This window comes from Paraglaciecola mesophila, from assembly GCF_009906955.1.
Classification (GTDB): Bacteria; Pseudomonadota; Gammaproteobacteria; order Enterobacterales; family Alteromonadaceae; genus Paraglaciecola; species Paraglaciecola mesophila_A.
In genome coordinates this window covers 1,193,009-1,207,929 of record NZ_CP047656.1, presented here as the reverse complement: position 1 = coordinate 1,207,929, position 14,921 = coordinate 1,193,009, and the positions used below count along the sequence as shown (strand labels likewise).

Sequence of the window (14,921 nt, the reverse complement as noted above, 5' to 3'; positions counted from 1 at the left end):
ATGATATTTTGCAACGTCTGGACAAAAACGCCGACGGTGAGATATCGATAAAAGAGGCGGTGGCCGATCCAATCATCCTTGAGTCATTTAGCCGTATTGATATTAATGGTGATGGTTTGATTAGCCGTCATGAATTAACCACGGTTCACGTTAGACGATCCCATGGCAGCGCTTTGAACTAAGCGAGGTCGAAAATCTGTTATGCATTAGGTTAAACCATGATATTTGCTGCCTAGTGTTACCACCTTTTGCTATTATGCTGGCCAATTAGGAAGGATTAGATTGTTAGGATTGCCAATGCAGCTTGGATCGTTACGCCAGCTTACTTTAGTCAGCTTTGCACTCGTGCTGGTGCCATTAGTGGTACTGCTATGGCACAGCCAAATAACATTAGGAAGAATGGGGGAGATTGCTACCAATGAAGCCGAGTTTTCGGTGGCTATGGTTCGGCGAGTAAATAGCCTTGAAAGTTTTTCAGTGGATATTGAACGGTTGATCCGTCAGTACCACGTGTTAGATAAAGCGGAATTGAAAGAGCTATCTGACAAATACGTCGAGCGTTTTACAGAAGCCTTAGGTAGTTTATGTGTACAGTTAGAAAACTCACAAGAGTGTCATGTTCTCTCTGAGCGTTTAACTTGGTTTCGAAGCTATGACAGGTTAAGCGATCAATTACTACTGGACGCACAACTTGCAGAATTCCGTAGGGCATTAACCGAATTAGGGCAAAGCGTTGATTCGTTGCTCGATGACAGGATCAAAAAACGACAGGGCTATGTCAGCTCTGTGCAGCAGACCCAAGCTTGGCTGACTGCTTTGTTGGTCAGTATCAGTTTAATGTTGATCATTTTTGGTAGTCAGTTGATTTTGCGACCTGTTCGTAAATTGGAGCATGTTATTCAGGCTATCTCTCTACAAGAAGATGAGCTGCCAGAAATCTCTAACTCCGGGCCCAAAGAACTTATTTTAGTCGAGCGCAAGTTACACCGTCTTGCAGATCGGTTAACCCAATTAGAGCATCTTCGCCACGCGTTGCTACGCCATGCTTCTCATGAGCTTAAAACACCGCTGGCTAGTATCAAAGAGGGCTGTTCATTATTAACTGAGCAAGTGGTGGGAGAGTTAACGGAACAGCAAATGGAAGTGATGTCGTTGCTTAATAGCAGCACGGATCGATTAAACACTCTGATCATGCAGTTGCTTGACTACAATTTGCTGCTGCAACAGGCAAAACCTGATTTCCAATGGTTAAAAACGGCGACGTTGATGGAAGAGTTTATTACGGATAATCGCTTGGCCTTACAACAAAACAAGCATGAATTAGATACCAAAATAGAATTAAACCAAGTGTATGCAGATGCGAAATTGTTTCGTCGTATTTTGGATAACTTGTTATCAAATGCCATTGCTCATGGTAGTAAAGGGCGGCCAATCAATATCAAACTTTATCAAGAGAAACATGTTCAGGTGCTTGATGTGTCCAATCGTGGGCAAAAAATATCACCTGAGCAACGAGCTATTTTATTTGAACCATTTAATCGCGGTGAAGGAAAACGAAATGACCGGATTATTGGATCTGGACTGGGGTTGTCGATCGTAGCCGATTGTGCGCGTATGATGCGAGGTAAAGTTGAAATTGTAGACGTGGATTACGCGGATGTGTGTTTCCGTGTTTCTATCCCCCTAACTGAGAAAAAATAATGAAAGCGAAAATAATAAAAGCAGGGATAAGCTTAGTCGTTTTGAGTTTGGCCGGTTGTAAATTAATACCTGAAAACGAGACTGCAGCTGAGCGTCAAGAAGTGCTCCATGAAAGAAACTACTGTTTATATAAAACCCCTGAAGCCTCTGTTGAACAAAATTGTGATGTTGTTTATTGGCTTAACTATTGGCTAGATGGGGATGAAATGACTTGGGCACAACGCAAAGCTGAAATCGCTTTGCTCAGTGATAGCCCACAGGATTTGTTGCGCAAGGTACTGCTTTGCCAAGGTAAAGACACGCCGTATCAAGATAAGCTTAGATCTCAATCTTGGGCATTGAGTCTCATCAAAGAGTTTGATGGCGGCATGCAAGACATGCTCAGTGTGATGATCTATCACCCAAGTCAAGTCTTACTCGAGTCGGAATCTGCCGTGGTGACTCTAAGTAAGATTAACGGTGGACAATCAACCCGAATCGAAGAACAACAAGCCTTAGTTGACCAACAAAGACAGCAAATTGAAGAACAGCGTAGTCAAATTGAACAATTATTAAAGATTGAAGCGTCCATTATGGATAACGCTAAAGGAGATCCTAAGTGATTAAAAATGAAGCGTCGTTGAAGCCACAAATATTACTCGTAGATGACGATGAAAGTTTACTGCGATTAATGGCCATACGCCTAGAAGGCGAAGGCTACAGTGTGCAAAGTGCAGAAGGTGGTAAAGAGGCCCTGCGCTTAATGAATACCCAAAACTTTGATGCGGTATTGAGCGACCTTAGAATGCCAGGGCTAGACGGCTTGAGCCTGTTTGAAGAGATTATGTCTTTAGGCAAAGACCTGCCCGTGATATTGATGACAGCCCATGGCACCATTCAAGATGCGGTAGAGGCAACCCAAAGAGGGGTCTTTGGTTTTTTGACTAAGCCGATTGACCATACAGAACTACGCGATTTATTAGCCAAAGCGGTCAGTCAAAGTCAAGGCTCGCAAGCGGGCGCGTGGCGTGAACAGATCATTACGCGTTCTATGCAAATGGAACAACTACTTGATCAAGCCCATCGCGTTGCACAACGTGATGTCAGTGTTTTAGTCAGCGGTGCAAGTGGTACAGGTAAAGAGCTGCTGGCCAATGCTATTCATAAAGCCAGTAAACGTGCTAACAAACCTTTTGTGGCAATAAACTGCGGTGCGTTACCGGAAAACCTTTTAGAGTCTGAATTGTTCGGCCACGCCAAAGGTGCGTTCACCGGTGCAGTAAATGAGCATCAAGGTTTGTTCAGAGAAGCCGATGGCGGTACCTTATTTTTGGATGAAATTGGCGATATGCCAACGCCTTTGCAGGTAAAATTATTACGTGCATTGCAAGAGCAAGTGATTCGACCTGTGGGGAGCAGCAAGCAAATCCCCGTTGATGTGCGAATTATCTCTGCGACACACAAGAATTTGTCTACAGAAATGAGCGAAGGGAATTTCCGAGAGGATCTGTATTATCGCTTAAACGTAGTGAACTTAACCTTGCCTACGCTACGTGAACGTTCCGAAGATATTCCGTTGCTGGCGCGCTACTTATTAAAGAAAAGTGCTGAGCGGCATGAAGTACGCGTAAGTCGTTTCTCAGATGATGCTATGCAATTGTTAACCACTGAATTATGGCCAGGAAACGTACGCCAATTAGTCAATGTGGTTGAGCAATGTGTGGCATTAACACAAACCTCTGTTATTGCGGTGCATCTTGTAGAACAAGCTTTGTCTAGCTCAGAGCAAAAGTGGCCAACGCTCACTGAAGCACGTGACGCATTTGAGCAGAGTTACTTGCTTAAGCTATTGAAAATGACAGACGGCAACGTAACGCGTGCCGCTGAAATTGCCGGGCGTAACCGAACTGATTTACACAAGCTAATGAAAAAGCACGATTTGCATTCCACGGATTTTAAGCATGATTAGCGCTTATTGAGCCCAAAAAGTTCAGCAATAAATCAAAAACGCGAATAATAATCTTATTCGCGTTTTTTTGTAAAAATGTTCAATTGCGCAAAGTTAGTGCTACATATTGTTGTGTTCTGTTTTAGAATACGCGGCAATTTGTTAAAAAGGTAATTAGTTACATGCGTATAGCGTTAGGAGTGGAATACGACGGTGCCAGTTTTCACGGCTGGCAAAGGCAAAATGAAGTGATCAGTGTGCAGCAGCACTTAGAGGAAGCCTTAACGCGTATTGCCAATGAACCTATACGCGTGGTGTGTGCTGGGCGCACTGATGCAGGTGTTCATGCAACAGGGCAGGTGGTGCACTTTGAAACGAACAGCCAACGTCCAGATAGAGCATGGACGTTAGGTATCAATACTTATCTACCTGATACCGTATCAGTACGCTGGGTTAAAGCGGTGCCTGAAGATTTTCATGCACGCTTTTCAGCTACGGCGCGGCGTTATCGTTATATTATCTACAACAGTACTTTACGCAGCGGTATTTTAGCCAATGGGGTGACACATATTTATGGTGATCTTGATCATGAATTGATGAACCAAGCCGCACAGAAATTAGTGGGCAAACACGATTTTAGCTCGTTTAGAGCTGTCAACTGCCAAGCGAAAACAGCCACCCGTACTATGTCTCATATTCGCGTTAAGCGCATGGGCGACTATATTGTGATTGATGTGCAAGCGAATGCGTTTTTACATCATATGGTGCGCAATATTACTGGTACCTTGGTCGCTATTGGCCATAAAGAAAAGCCCGTCGAATGGGTAGATGAATTATTAGCAGTGAAAGATCGTACTAAAGCAGGCATTACTGCATTGCCTAACGGACTTTATTTAGTGCATGTGACGTACCCAGACGCGTTTGAACTTCCTCGTTTAAAAATGGGCCCGTTGTTCTTAGCTGACGACTTCTAAGACCAGTTTTACTTTCGTAACTTTGGATAACTGTGTTTTAATACGGTTTGAATGCGCCTAGAAAATTAATCGTTGCATCTGTCGTTGCATATCTTCAATAAAAACAACGATATGATTGCCAAAGAAGGTTTAAATTAATGAGTTGGATTGAAAAAATATTACCGCGTACTAAATCACCCACTAAAAGTAATGTACCTGAAGGTATATGGACGAAATGTGGTAAATGTGATGCGGTTCTATACAAAACTGAGCTAGAAAAACAATTAGGCGTTTGTCCTAAGTGTAATCATCATATGCGCGTCTCTGCGCGAGCTCGGTTGAATCAATTTTTAGATCAAGGTGAGCGCGTCGAGTTGGGTGCGGAACTTGAGCCAAAAGATTTACTAAAATTCAAAGATTCGAAGAAATACAAAGACAGAATTGTTGCTGCGCAAAAAGCCACTAACGAAAAAGATGCCTTAGTGGTAATGCAGGGTAAGTTAAAAGGTATGCCGGTAGCCGTTGCAGCATTTGAATTTGCCTTTATGGGGGGCTCTATGGCCTCTGTGGTGGGTGCGCGTTTTGTCAAAGCGGTTGAAGCCTGTTTAGAGCACAATATGCCGCTTATTTGCTTTTCGACCAGTGGCGGCGCACGTATGCAAGAAGCCTTACTCTCGCTGATGCAAATGGCGAAAACGAGTGCTGCTTTGGCTAAAATGAGCGAGAAGGGCTTGCCTTATATTTCTGTTCTCACCGATCCGACTATGGGCGGCGTCTCTGCAAGTTTGGCGATGTTAGGTGATGTGAATGTTGCAGAGCCAAAAGCACTTATCGGCTTTGCGGGCCCTCGTGTTATTGAACAAACTGTGCGTGAAACCCTACCTGAAGGCTTTCAGCGCAGTGAGTTTTTGCTTGAGAAAGGGGCAATTGATGTGATTATCGACAGACGAGAAATGCGCGACCGTCTGCATAGCATATTATCTAAGTTGCATCATCAACACGTATAAAACCTCAGTACATTAATGACAAATTTATCTTCTAAACAGGCCTCTGATTTCGAGGCCTGGTCTTTAAATGAATGGCTGGATCACCTCAGCGCATTACATCCTAAAAATATCGAAATGGGTTTAGGCCGCGTTACTAACGTGTTCGAGCAACTTGACATTTCGTTTTCAAAACAAACCGTTGTGACCGTTGCTGGTACTAATGGCAAGGGTACCACTTGCGCATTTATAGAGCAGGCATGTTTGGCTGCTGGTAAAAAAGTGGGTGTCTATAGTTCGCCTCATTTAATCGACTACACTGAGCGTGTGCGTATTAACGGGGTTGATGGCAGCGAGCAAGCACACTGCCACGCGTTTCAAGCTGTAGAACGTGCGCGAGGCAATATTCCACTGACCTATTTTGAATTTGGCACCTTAGCGGGCCTTAAATTTATTCATGACGCGAATGTAGACATAGCAGTACTTGAAATTGGGTTAGGAGGCCGCTTAGACGCGGTAAATATCGTATCGCCTGATATTGCGGTGATCACCAGTATCGATTTAGATCATCAAGATTGGCTAGGAGATACCAAAGAGCTTGTGGCAGCTGAAAAAGCGGGCATTATGCGTCCTGATATACCTGTGGTCATAGGGGAGTCAGTAAAATATCACGCGTTGATAGATGCAGTGGCATCAAACAATGCCACTGCTTGGTGGCAACGACAAGATTTTGATTACCAAGTTGAACATGATGTGATGAGCTGGACAAATCATGATGTTAGCTACTCACACTTACCCTTACCGCACATTCCAGTGCAGAATGTCTCTACTGGATTACAGGTGCTGCAAATACTTGAGCTTGGTTTAAGCGAAGAGCAAATTACCCATGTGATTCAGGACACTCGTGTACCTGGGCGTTGCCAAATACTGTCTCAGTCACCCAAGGTCATGCTGGATGTGGCACATAATCCCCACGCTACCGACTATCTGTTGTCGCAAATAGCCAAGTGTGATTACAACAACCTCTTCTTGGTTGTTGGTATGTTAAAAGACAAAGATATTAAAGCAAGTCTTGCTGATTTTTCTGGTTTGAATGCCCAGTGGATGTTGGGGGGATTAGATGTGCCAAGAGGGGCAACTGCTGGTGAAATTAAATCAGTACTAGACGAACAGCAAAAAGTGCTAGAATTTTCAACGGTCGCCGAAGCGTTCGAAAAAGCCAAGGCTTTGGCCCATGAGCAAGACTTGATTGTGGTATTCGGTTCTTTTTTTACCGTATCAGACATTCTTAGGTTAACGAATGAAGGATTAAACGAGTGACATCTGCGCTAAAAAATCGATTAATTGGTACGGTTATTATAGTGGCTATTGCTGTTATTTTTTTACCGGATTTGCTGGGGGGAAAAACCCAGAGTGAGAAAGAGTTGTTTGTTGAATTGCCCGAACGCCCAGCGGTGAAGACAGTGCAGCGGCCTAGCCATTTCTCAAGTGAAGAGGTTGCGAATATTGCTTCTAGAGACATCGAGATAGTTGAAGACAAAGCGCTTGACGATAAGATCCACAACAACGATGAAGCAGGTGTTGAGAATAACGAACAAGATGACGCAGATGTCGCTGCTCAGACAGCTTCAGCCGAGAAGGAAAATACACCTGTAGCGGCTAAGGACACTGCCAAATCCACTAATCAAGCTTACGAGAAAGCGTTACTAGAGGGGGCTGGTTGGGTCGTGCAGTTGGGAACATTTAGGCATAAAAAAAATGTGCAAGAATTACTCGAAAAATTAGAGAAGGGGGGGTATCGTGCGTTTTCAAGACCGGTTCAGACCAGCAGTGGCACGTTAACCAAGGTATTTGTCGGTCCAGATTTACAAAAAGTGCGTTTGCAAAATTCTTTAGCTGAATTAACGAAACTGACTGGCTTGAAAGGTCGTATTACTCCATTCACTGTTCAGTGATGAATCGGTATTAATCCTAAAATTAGCAAGATTTTAGTGATGAGTTTTGGTAATATGCGCGCGAATTTAGTGTCATGGCGTGAGTATTAAGTTTTTGACCCACGTTATGCATCACCAGCGGATTTATCAATTTATATGAACTGGATAGACTACGCCATTATTGGTGTGATTCTGCTTTCCACTGTTATCAGTTTAATACGTGGCTTCGTTAAGGAAGCCATTTCGCTAGCTGTTTGGTTCTGCGCGTTTTTCATTGCTAGTCGCTTTTACGCAGACCTGGCTACTTATCTGACGAGTATTGATGATCAAACCATACGAAACGGTGTGGCTATTGCGATTTTGTTTATCGTGACATTGATACTTGGTGGTTTACTCAATTATCTCATTTCACAGTTAGTGCATTACACTGGCTTATCAGGCACTGATCGCGCATTAGGCGCCATATTCGGTGTGTTACGTGGCGTATTAATCGTCAGCGCGTTACTCTTTTTTGTCGATACGTTTACTCCCTTGGCTGATGCCGACGGATGGAAAACATCATTGCTCATTCCAGAATTTAGCTTAGTGATAGAGTGGTTCTTTGAATATTTGCAAGGCAACTCAAGCTTCATCAAACCCGTTTAACAGACCCGTATAAAAAGGTAACTCACATGTGTGGTATTGTCGGAATTGTAGGTAAAAGTCCAGTAAATCAGTCTTTGTATGATGCGTTGACTGTATTGCAACATCGTGGACAAGATGCCGCTGGGATCATCACCATTGATGACGGTGTATTTCATCTTCGTAAAGACAATGGTTTAGTGCGTGATGTGTTCCATACGCGTCACATGAAGCGTCTTACTGGTCAGTTCGGTATTGGACACGTTCGTTATCCTACTGCTGGCAGTTCAAGTTCCGCTGAAGCACAGCCCTTTTATGTTAATTCACCCTTTGGTATTGCGTTTGCGCACAATGGGAATTTAACCAATGCCCATGACCTGAAAGACGAAGTGTTTAGAATTGCCAAGCGGCATATTAACACGACCTCTGATTCTGAGTTGTTGCTCAACATCATAGCCCACGAGCTTCACAATTGTGAAGGGTTAAGCCTGACCCCTGAAGAGGTGTTTAAGGCTGTGACAACAGTACATCAAAAAGTGCGTGGTGCGTATGCGGTGGTTGCTGCCATCATAGGTAACGGCATGTTGGCTTTCAGAGATCCTTTCGGTATTCGTCCCTTAGCTTTGGGTAAGCGCAAAACCGAATTTGGTGATGAGTACATGGTGGCTTCAGAAAGTGTTGCACTCGATGCCGTCGGTTTTACCTTTATTCGAGATGTCGCACCAGGTGAAGCCATTTACGTGACTGAAAATGGTCAACTGCATACCCAACAATGTGCTCATGGAGCGATAAACGCGCCATGTATTTTCGAGTTTGTTTACTTCGCGCGTCCAGACTCATTCATTGATGGCATTTCTGTGTATGCATCTCGTGTAAACATGGGCCGTAAATTAGGTCAAAAGATCGCGCGGGAATGGGCTGATATGGATATTGATGTGGTTATTCCTATCCCTGAAACATCAACAGATGTGGCACTACAAATATCCCTTGAGTTAAATTTGCCGTACCGTCAGGGATTTGTAAAAAACCGCTATATTGGCCGCACCTTTATTATGCCTGGACAAACCATGCGCCGTAAATCAGTGCGCCGTAAGTTAAATGCGATATCGTCAGAGTTTGCCGGTAAAAATGTATTGCTAGTGGATGACTCTATCGTGCGCGGTACTACGTCCGAGCAAATCATAGATATGGCACGTGAATCAGGTGCTAAAAAAGTGTATTTTGCCTCTGCTGCTCCGGAAATTCGTTTCCCTAATGTGTACGGGATCGACATGCCCTCGGTGAACGAATTGATTGCCTATGGACGTGAAATTGAAGAGATCAGTGATTTAATTCGCGCCGATGGTCTGATTTTTCAAGATATTAGTGACTTAGTCGAAGCGGTCACTGAGCTTAATCCGGAAATTGGTCGTTTTGAAACGTCAGTGTTCGATGGCAATTATATTACTGGTGATGTGGATCAAAACTATTTAGAACGCATTGATACATTGCGCAATGAAGGGGCTAAAAACGCCGGCATTCAAACGGAGTTGAGTAACCTTGAAATGCATAATATGCAGGAAGAGTCATAGCATAATAACTGTGCAACTCAATATTCTAAAGCGCTGAATTTTCAGCGCTTTTTTGTATCTGCTGTACGCATATTATTACAGGCAGTTACTTAATCGGTAAATACTCACTCTATAAACACTTAACCAGTAAAGACAGGCCCCATACCCATACTCCATAAAATGACTGACGCGGCCATTAAAATAGTGAGAAGAACCAACCCACAGGTTACAACAGAGCTGGCATAGATAAAGCCTTTTTCTTCCGGTATGTGCATTAAGATAGGTGTGCCCGTGTACAACAAATAAACCGAGTAAGTTAAGCCGACTAAACCAATCAGCATCACAAACCATAAAACCGGATAGAAAGCTGCAAACCCGACCATAAATAAAGGGGTTGCCGTATAGGCGGCCAGTTCAAGTGATTGGGTATAAGTGGGCGTTGAGTCAAAGGCTTTGGCTAGTTCATGAATTAAAACTGATAAGGCTAATACACCTATTACTAGGCCTAAGTACGTGCCGACACTCATTATGCCAGCGCTTTCTTTCGTTAATTTAATGGTATCGCCAACACCAATACTCCAGCCTAGATAGGCGGTAGAGTAATATGTCATTACGGCGGGAATAAGTGAAATAAGAGCAATGTGGCTTAAACTGTAAAAGTAGGTTTCGTGTCGATCGTCAATACTGTGCCATTCTTCTTTAGGATGGGCGTACAACCCCCACAGGTGATTCAAAATCATATAGTTACTCGCTCTTTTGTTTTTAACAATGAATTTACAACTAATTAACGTTTATTCTGTTGTAGGTTGGTTAATTCGTCAACAGTTTTATGCATGGGCTTAATATTCACTATAAATTTTAGTAATACATTGCCTGATTCGTTTTGCGTAAAGTGATGATTTGTTCGATTTTATTTTGAAGAAAAAACACCGAGGGATAACAGAAAATGCCACGCGTACTAGGAGTGATGTATCAAGCTTATGTTACAATTCGCTGTTGTCAGGCTAACGTGCGTTTAGCGATTATAATTTTGATGTGTTGTGTAGGTCATATAGTTTGGAAAATTTGTTAGCTCCGATAAAAATGTTTTTAAAATGTGAAACTCCTGATGAGTGGATAGCAAAAGCTGTTAAGAAAGAAAACTTAGCAGTGCTTTTGACGGATCACCTCATTTGTGAGCTAAAGGCCGCGCAAAGTGCGATGTTTCTAATTCGTCGCTATTCGGTAGATGCCGACAGTGCTAAAGCCCTGCTTGACTGGTTAAAGCCTTATGAGGATTTTGCCTATCGGCAAATCGGTGATTGGCGAGAGCTCGAAAAATTTAAATTAAGCAAATCCCTGTTGGTCAAATCAAGCAGTCGCTACGGACAAGATTTAGTGGACAAAATGGTGATGCTTATTCGCGAAGAGTTGCATCATTTCTATCAAGTGCTTGAGATGATGAACAGCTATGGTGTGGCTTACGACAAAATTGAGTCGAGCCGGTATGCGAAAGGACTGCTAAGGCATGTTAAAACCCACGAGCCTGATGCCTTAATTGACAAGCTTATTTGCGGTGCCTATATCGAAGCGCGCTCTTGTGAGCGTTTCGCCAAAATTGCCCCGTTCTTAGATAAGCCGTTAGGCGATTTTTATATATCATTGCTTCGTTCAGAAGCCCGTCATTATCAAGATTATCTGACATTAGCCGAAGAAATTGCAGGCCACGACATATCGCTGCGAATTGCGTTTTTTGCACAAGTAGAAGCTGATTTGATCTTGCTGCCTGATAGTGATTTTAAATTTCACAGCGGTACCCCCGCGCATTAGACGCGGGGTTTTCACAAACAATAAGCAACCCGACAGGATAAGAAAGTGCTTACGTTAAAGCAGCATTCTTTCAAGTCAGTAATGCTTCTAGTTGATTGATAACCCTAAAGCGCTGATTTTTAGCAAGAGGGATGTCTAACACGGGGGGCGGCAAGTGCTTTGGGTTATACCAAACGGCGTTGATTGCCGATTCGAGAGCAGGGACTACATCTTTTGCAAAGGTATCCCCCACCATAGTTATTGAGCTTGCCTCTACGTTTAACCGCGTAATGATGTGCTGGTAAAAATTAGCGGACGTTTTATGTAGCCCTGTATTTGCGAAACAAAAATAGCTGGAAATGTATTGCGCTAAATTTACCCTTTCGAACGCAAGTTGAATATCCTGTTCGTCTGAATCTGCTGCGTTCGTAGCAATATAAATATCGTGGTTTTTTGTTAGCTGCCTGAGAGTGGTCGTGGCACCTTTCACACTTTCAACATTCTGCCACAGATGCATTTTTCCATTGGCGCTGGGGAAATCGACCATCAAAGTGTCCCCCCAATCAAATAAATATATTTTATTCACATTCTTACCCGTAGCGTAGCCAGTATTAATTGTGTTGTTATCACTCATGAATTAGCTGACAGTTTGCCTGATTTGGCTGAGACTAGACTAATTATTATTCGTTTATGTTGAAAGTTTTTACGGATATCTGCTATCTAATGATTAACAATTTTGTTAACGGGACCATTATGAGCGTATTAAATTTAGCCACAAATGCACAACGCATGTTAGAGAAGTCATCTGTTTTTGAGGGAATAGCGCCTTTGCTACTTCGACTGTATTTAGCCCCTGTGATGATTCAGGCCGGCTGGACAAAACTCGGGAGTTTTGACAATACAGTTGATTGGTTTGCTAGCCCAGATTATGGTTTAGGCCTGCCTGCGCCAGCTTTGATGGCGTCGTTGGCGATTGCGGCGGAATTGCTCGGTGGTGTTTTGATATTAATCGGTTTAGCGACGCGCTGGGCGTCTATTCCATTGATGTTTACTATGTTGGTGGCTGCATTTACGGTGCATTGGCCAAATGGCTGGCCAGCGATTGCGGATGCATCTAGCTGGTTATCGGACGGCACAATTATGTTGAATGAAAATGTGATGAGCGCTCCGGATAAATTAGCCGCAGCTAAAAGCCTGTTGCAAGAGCACGGGAATTACAATTGGCTAACATCAAGTGGCAAGTTTGTGATTCTAAATAACGGGATTGAGTTTGCCATGACTTACTTCTTTATGTTGCTGTCTTTGTTCTTTACTGGCGGTGGAAAACTGACAAGTGTGGATTATTTTTTACGTAAAAAATTTATGCCTGAGTAACGCATAATGTTGATATAAATCAAGGCGCATTCTGCGCCTTTTTTTATTGCTCCGCGCAATGATAGTCGCCATACTGGAGATCTACATTCTGTTTTCCTTTGAGGTATTTTTATTTTATGGACGCCTTAAACTTGCTACTTAATCGTAGCTCACATCCTAGACTCCAAGCGCCTGCACCGGCAGGTGAAGAATTGCACAATATCATGCAAGCTGCACTTCGCGCCCCAGATCATGCTTGTTTGTCGCCATGGCGATTTATTGTCTGTGAAAAATCTGGATTAGCTAAGCTAGGGGATATTTTCGAGCGTGCAGCAATCGATGCTGACATGACGGAAAAGGAAATTGAGCGCGCCCCTGAATTACCGAAGCGAGCGCCTATGGTGATAGTGGCGATAGCGAAATATGTTGAACATCCCAAGGTGCCTTGGGTAGAGCAGGTGGCTTCTGCATCCTGCGCGGTACATGCCATGCAAATGGCAGCTCTCGCTCAAGGTTTCAACGGTATATGGCGAACAGGCAGTTACGCACAAGATGAAAATGTAAAAGCAGCGCTAGAATGCGCCGAAAATGACGAAATTGTCGGTTTTTTGTATTTGGGTACCCCCGTAACAGATGTCTCGCCTAAGCCAAACCGTGATGTGGCGGATTTCTTTGAGTCGTGGAAATAGACGGGCCAAAAGGGATTTTAACTAGGTAAAATATTCTGGACGGTGCATGTCCGTCCAGAATATTGGTGTCACGGATGACTTATTCTTCGTTGTCTTGAATCGATTTACGTGGTTTACGCTTCATTGGGCGATCGCCTACTTCCGTTCCTTGCATAGGTTTAACCCGATTGGGCCCTTGATTATTCGTTCCTGAGCCTGCTTTTCCTTTATTACTTTCGCTTTTCCCAGCTGATTTCTTAACGGTGGGTTTGGCTTTTTTAGGAGGGCGTAATCCTTTAAATTTCGCTTCTAAGCCTTCAATTTCGCTAAAATTAATTTCTTGCTGTAAAAAGCTTTTAATTGACAAATAGCTTGCCCAGTCTTTCGGGCCGACAAACGAAACCGCTTCGCCTTTATTACCAGCTCGACCAGTTCTACCCACACGGTGTACGTATTCATCGGCCAATTTAGGTAAATCAAAATTCACTACTAAAGAAACGTTCAATAAATCTAAACCGCGTGAGGCGATATCTGTGGTGACCAATATGTGTTGTTGACCGCGGCCAAACTCACTCATGATGTTATTGCGTTGCCCTTGGCTTAAATTTCCGCTTAAAGCGATACTGTACAAACCTTGTTCTTTTAACAGACTCGACAACCGCTCAGTATCTGCGCGGGTAGCGGTAAATACGATCACCTGACGATGCTCTTTTTCGTTGATGATGTGCGCTAACATACGTTCTTTGTGGGTGACGTTATCAGCTAAGAAGAAACGTTGTTGTATATCTTTATGTTCTGCGCTGGAAATTCCAATACTGATCCGCTGAGGAGCCTTGAGCATAGATTGTGTTAAATGATGTAACGCGGCGTTATCTAACGTGGCTGAAAACATCATGGACTGGCGCTTGCGATGATCAGCTGCGGCGTTTATTTGCTTTAACTGCTCAGAAAAGCCCAAATCGAGCATGCGATCAGCTTCATCCATAATGAGCATTTCAAGCCCATTAAGATATAAAGACTTACCGGCGAGATGATCGGCAATACGGCCCGCTGTACCCACTACAAACTGAGGATAATGCCGTAGTGCTTTAACTTGATCGTTAAAATTTTCACCACCAAGTACCAATGCAGCTTTTAGTTGATGCTTAGCGATTAACCATTTAAGTTGAAAAAAGACTTGTTTCGCCAGCTCGCGAGTGGGCGCAAGAATAAGCACGCGTGGATCTTTGCGACTTAGGGGTTGTTTGGTCAAGACTCTTTGCACTGCAGGTAAAAGGAAAGCTAATGTCTTGCCTGAGCCTGTTTTTGACGAGGCAATCAAATCTTTACCCATAAGGGCATAAGGAATCGCTTGCGCTTGAATTTCGGTTGCTTGGGTAAAACCTTTAATCTCTAGGGCTTTACCCAAGCGGTGATCTAATGGTAAATCGCTAAATTGCAAAA

At 43.4% G+C, this 14,921-nt stretch carries 16 protein-coding genes; 13 read left to right on the top strand and 3 right to left on the bottom strand.

Features of this window, described 5'->3' with window-relative positions; genetic code table 11:
* Positions 1 to 8 precede the first annotated feature (8 nt).
* The 10 genes from FX988_RS05100 (at position 9) to purF (ending at position 9,690) form a co-directional block, all read left to right on the top strand.
* A complete protein-coding gene (locus tag FX988_RS05100; protein WP_254700726.1) occupies positions 9 to 182 on the top strand; it encodes a hypothetical protein in 174 nt (57 codons plus the stop codon).
* Between the two features lie 115 nt (positions 183 to 297).
* On the top strand, positions 298 to 1,701 hold the full coding sequence (locus tag FX988_RS05095; protein WP_160178627.1) for a sensor histidine kinase: 1,404 nt from the start codon (positions 298 to 300) through the stop codon (positions 1,699 to 1,701).
* Positions 1,701 to 2,303, top strand: a complete 603-nt coding sequence (locus FX988_RS05090; RefSeq protein WP_160178626.1) for a hypothetical protein — start codon at positions 1,701 to 1,703, stop codon at positions 2,301 to 2,303. Before FX988_RS05095 ends, FX988_RS05090 begins: the two co-directional genes overlap by 1 nt.
* Positions 2,300 to 3,649 carry a sigma 54-interacting transcriptional regulator gene (locus tag FX988_RS05085; RefSeq protein ID WP_160178625.1) on the top strand — a complete coding sequence of 450 codons (1,350 nt, stop codon included), beginning with the start codon at positions 2,300 to 2,302 and terminating at the stop codon, positions 3,647 to 3,649. Before FX988_RS05090 ends, FX988_RS05085 begins: the two co-directional genes overlap by 4 nt.
* 161 nt (positions 3,650 to 3,810) lie before the next feature.
* On the top strand, positions 3,811 to 4,602 hold the full coding sequence (gene truA, locus FX988_RS05080; protein WP_160178624.1) for a tRNA pseudouridine(38-40) synthase TruA: 792 nt from the start codon (positions 3,811 to 3,813) through the stop codon (positions 4,600 to 4,602).
* Between the two features lie 137 nt (positions 4,603 to 4,739).
* Entirely contained in the window at positions 4,740 to 5,588 is an 849-nt protein-coding gene (accD, locus tag FX988_RS05075) for an acetyl-CoA carboxylase, carboxyltransferase subunit beta (protein ID WP_160178623.1), read from the top strand.
* 15 nt (positions 5,589 to 5,603) lie between these two features.
* Positions 5,604 to 6,884: a bifunctional tetrahydrofolate synthase/dihydrofolate synthase gene (folC, locus tag FX988_RS05070; protein ID WP_160178622.1), complete on the top strand. Its 1,281-nt coding sequence runs from the start codon at positions 5,604 to 5,606 to the stop codon at positions 6,882 to 6,884.
* On the top strand, positions 6,881 to 7,519 hold the full coding sequence (locus tag FX988_RS05065; protein ID WP_160178621.1) for an SPOR domain-containing protein: 639 nt from the start codon (positions 6,881 to 6,883) through the stop codon (positions 7,517 to 7,519). Before folC ends, FX988_RS05065 begins: the two co-directional genes overlap by 4 nt.
* Positions 7,520 to 7,654: 135 nt before the next feature.
* A complete protein-coding gene (locus FX988_RS05060; protein ID WP_160178620.1) occupies positions 7,655 to 8,143 on the top strand; it encodes a CvpA family protein in 489 nt (162 codons plus the stop codon).
* Positions 8,144 to 8,169: 26 nt separating this feature from the next.
* Complete coding sequence (purF, locus tag FX988_RS05055; RefSeq protein ID WP_160178619.1) at positions 8,170 to 9,690, top strand: amidophosphoribosyltransferase; 1,521 nt, start codon at positions 8,170 to 8,172, stop codon at positions 9,688 to 9,690.
* A gap of 119 nt (positions 9,691 to 9,809) precedes the next feature.
* On the opposite strand, the gene FX988_RS05050 is transcribed toward purF, so the two are convergent.
* Entirely contained in the window at positions 9,810 to 10,409 is a 600-nt protein-coding gene (locus FX988_RS05050) for a Yip1 family protein (protein WP_007984041.1), read from the bottom strand.
* A gap of 316 nt (positions 10,410 to 10,725) precedes the next feature.
* On the opposite strand from FX988_RS05050, the gene miaE reads away from it, so the two are divergent.
* Positions 10,726 to 11,478 carry a tRNA isopentenyl-2-thiomethyl-A-37 hydroxylase MiaE gene (gene miaE / locus FX988_RS05045; RefSeq protein WP_160178618.1) on the top strand — a complete coding sequence of 251 codons (753 nt, stop codon included), beginning with the start codon at positions 10,726 to 10,728 and terminating at the stop codon, positions 11,476 to 11,478.
* Positions 11,479 to 11,548: 70 nt separating this feature from the next.
* Here the strand turns inward: miaE and FX988_RS05040 are convergent, their stop codons facing one another.
* A complete protein-coding gene (locus tag FX988_RS05040) occupies positions 11,549 to 12,091 on the bottom strand; it encodes an HAD family hydrolase (RefSeq protein WP_412761921.1) in 543 nt (180 codons plus the stop codon).
* Between the two features lie 119 nt (positions 12,092 to 12,210).
* Between FX988_RS05040 and FX988_RS05035 the strand changes: the two genes are divergently transcribed.
* Together FX988_RS05035 and FX988_RS05030 are read left to right on the top strand one after the other, a co-directional pair.
* Entirely contained in the window at positions 12,211 to 12,831 is a 621-nt protein-coding gene (locus FX988_RS05035) for a DoxX family protein (RefSeq protein ID WP_160178617.1), read from the top strand.
* Between the two features lie 116 nt (positions 12,832 to 12,947).
* Positions 12,948 to 13,499, top strand: a complete 552-nt coding sequence (locus FX988_RS05030; protein ID WP_160178616.1) for an NAD(P)H nitroreductase — start codon at positions 12,948 to 12,950, stop codon at positions 13,497 to 13,499.
* Positions 13,500 to 13,578: 79 nt separating this feature from the next.
* Here the strand turns inward: FX988_RS05030 and FX988_RS05025 are convergent, their stop codons facing one another.
* Complete coding sequence (locus tag FX988_RS05025) at positions 13,579 to 14,919, bottom strand: DEAD/DEAH box helicase (protein ID WP_160178615.1); 1,341 nt, start codon at positions 14,917 to 14,919, stop codon at positions 13,579 to 13,581.
* Positions 14,920 to 14,921 lie beyond the last annotated feature (2 nt).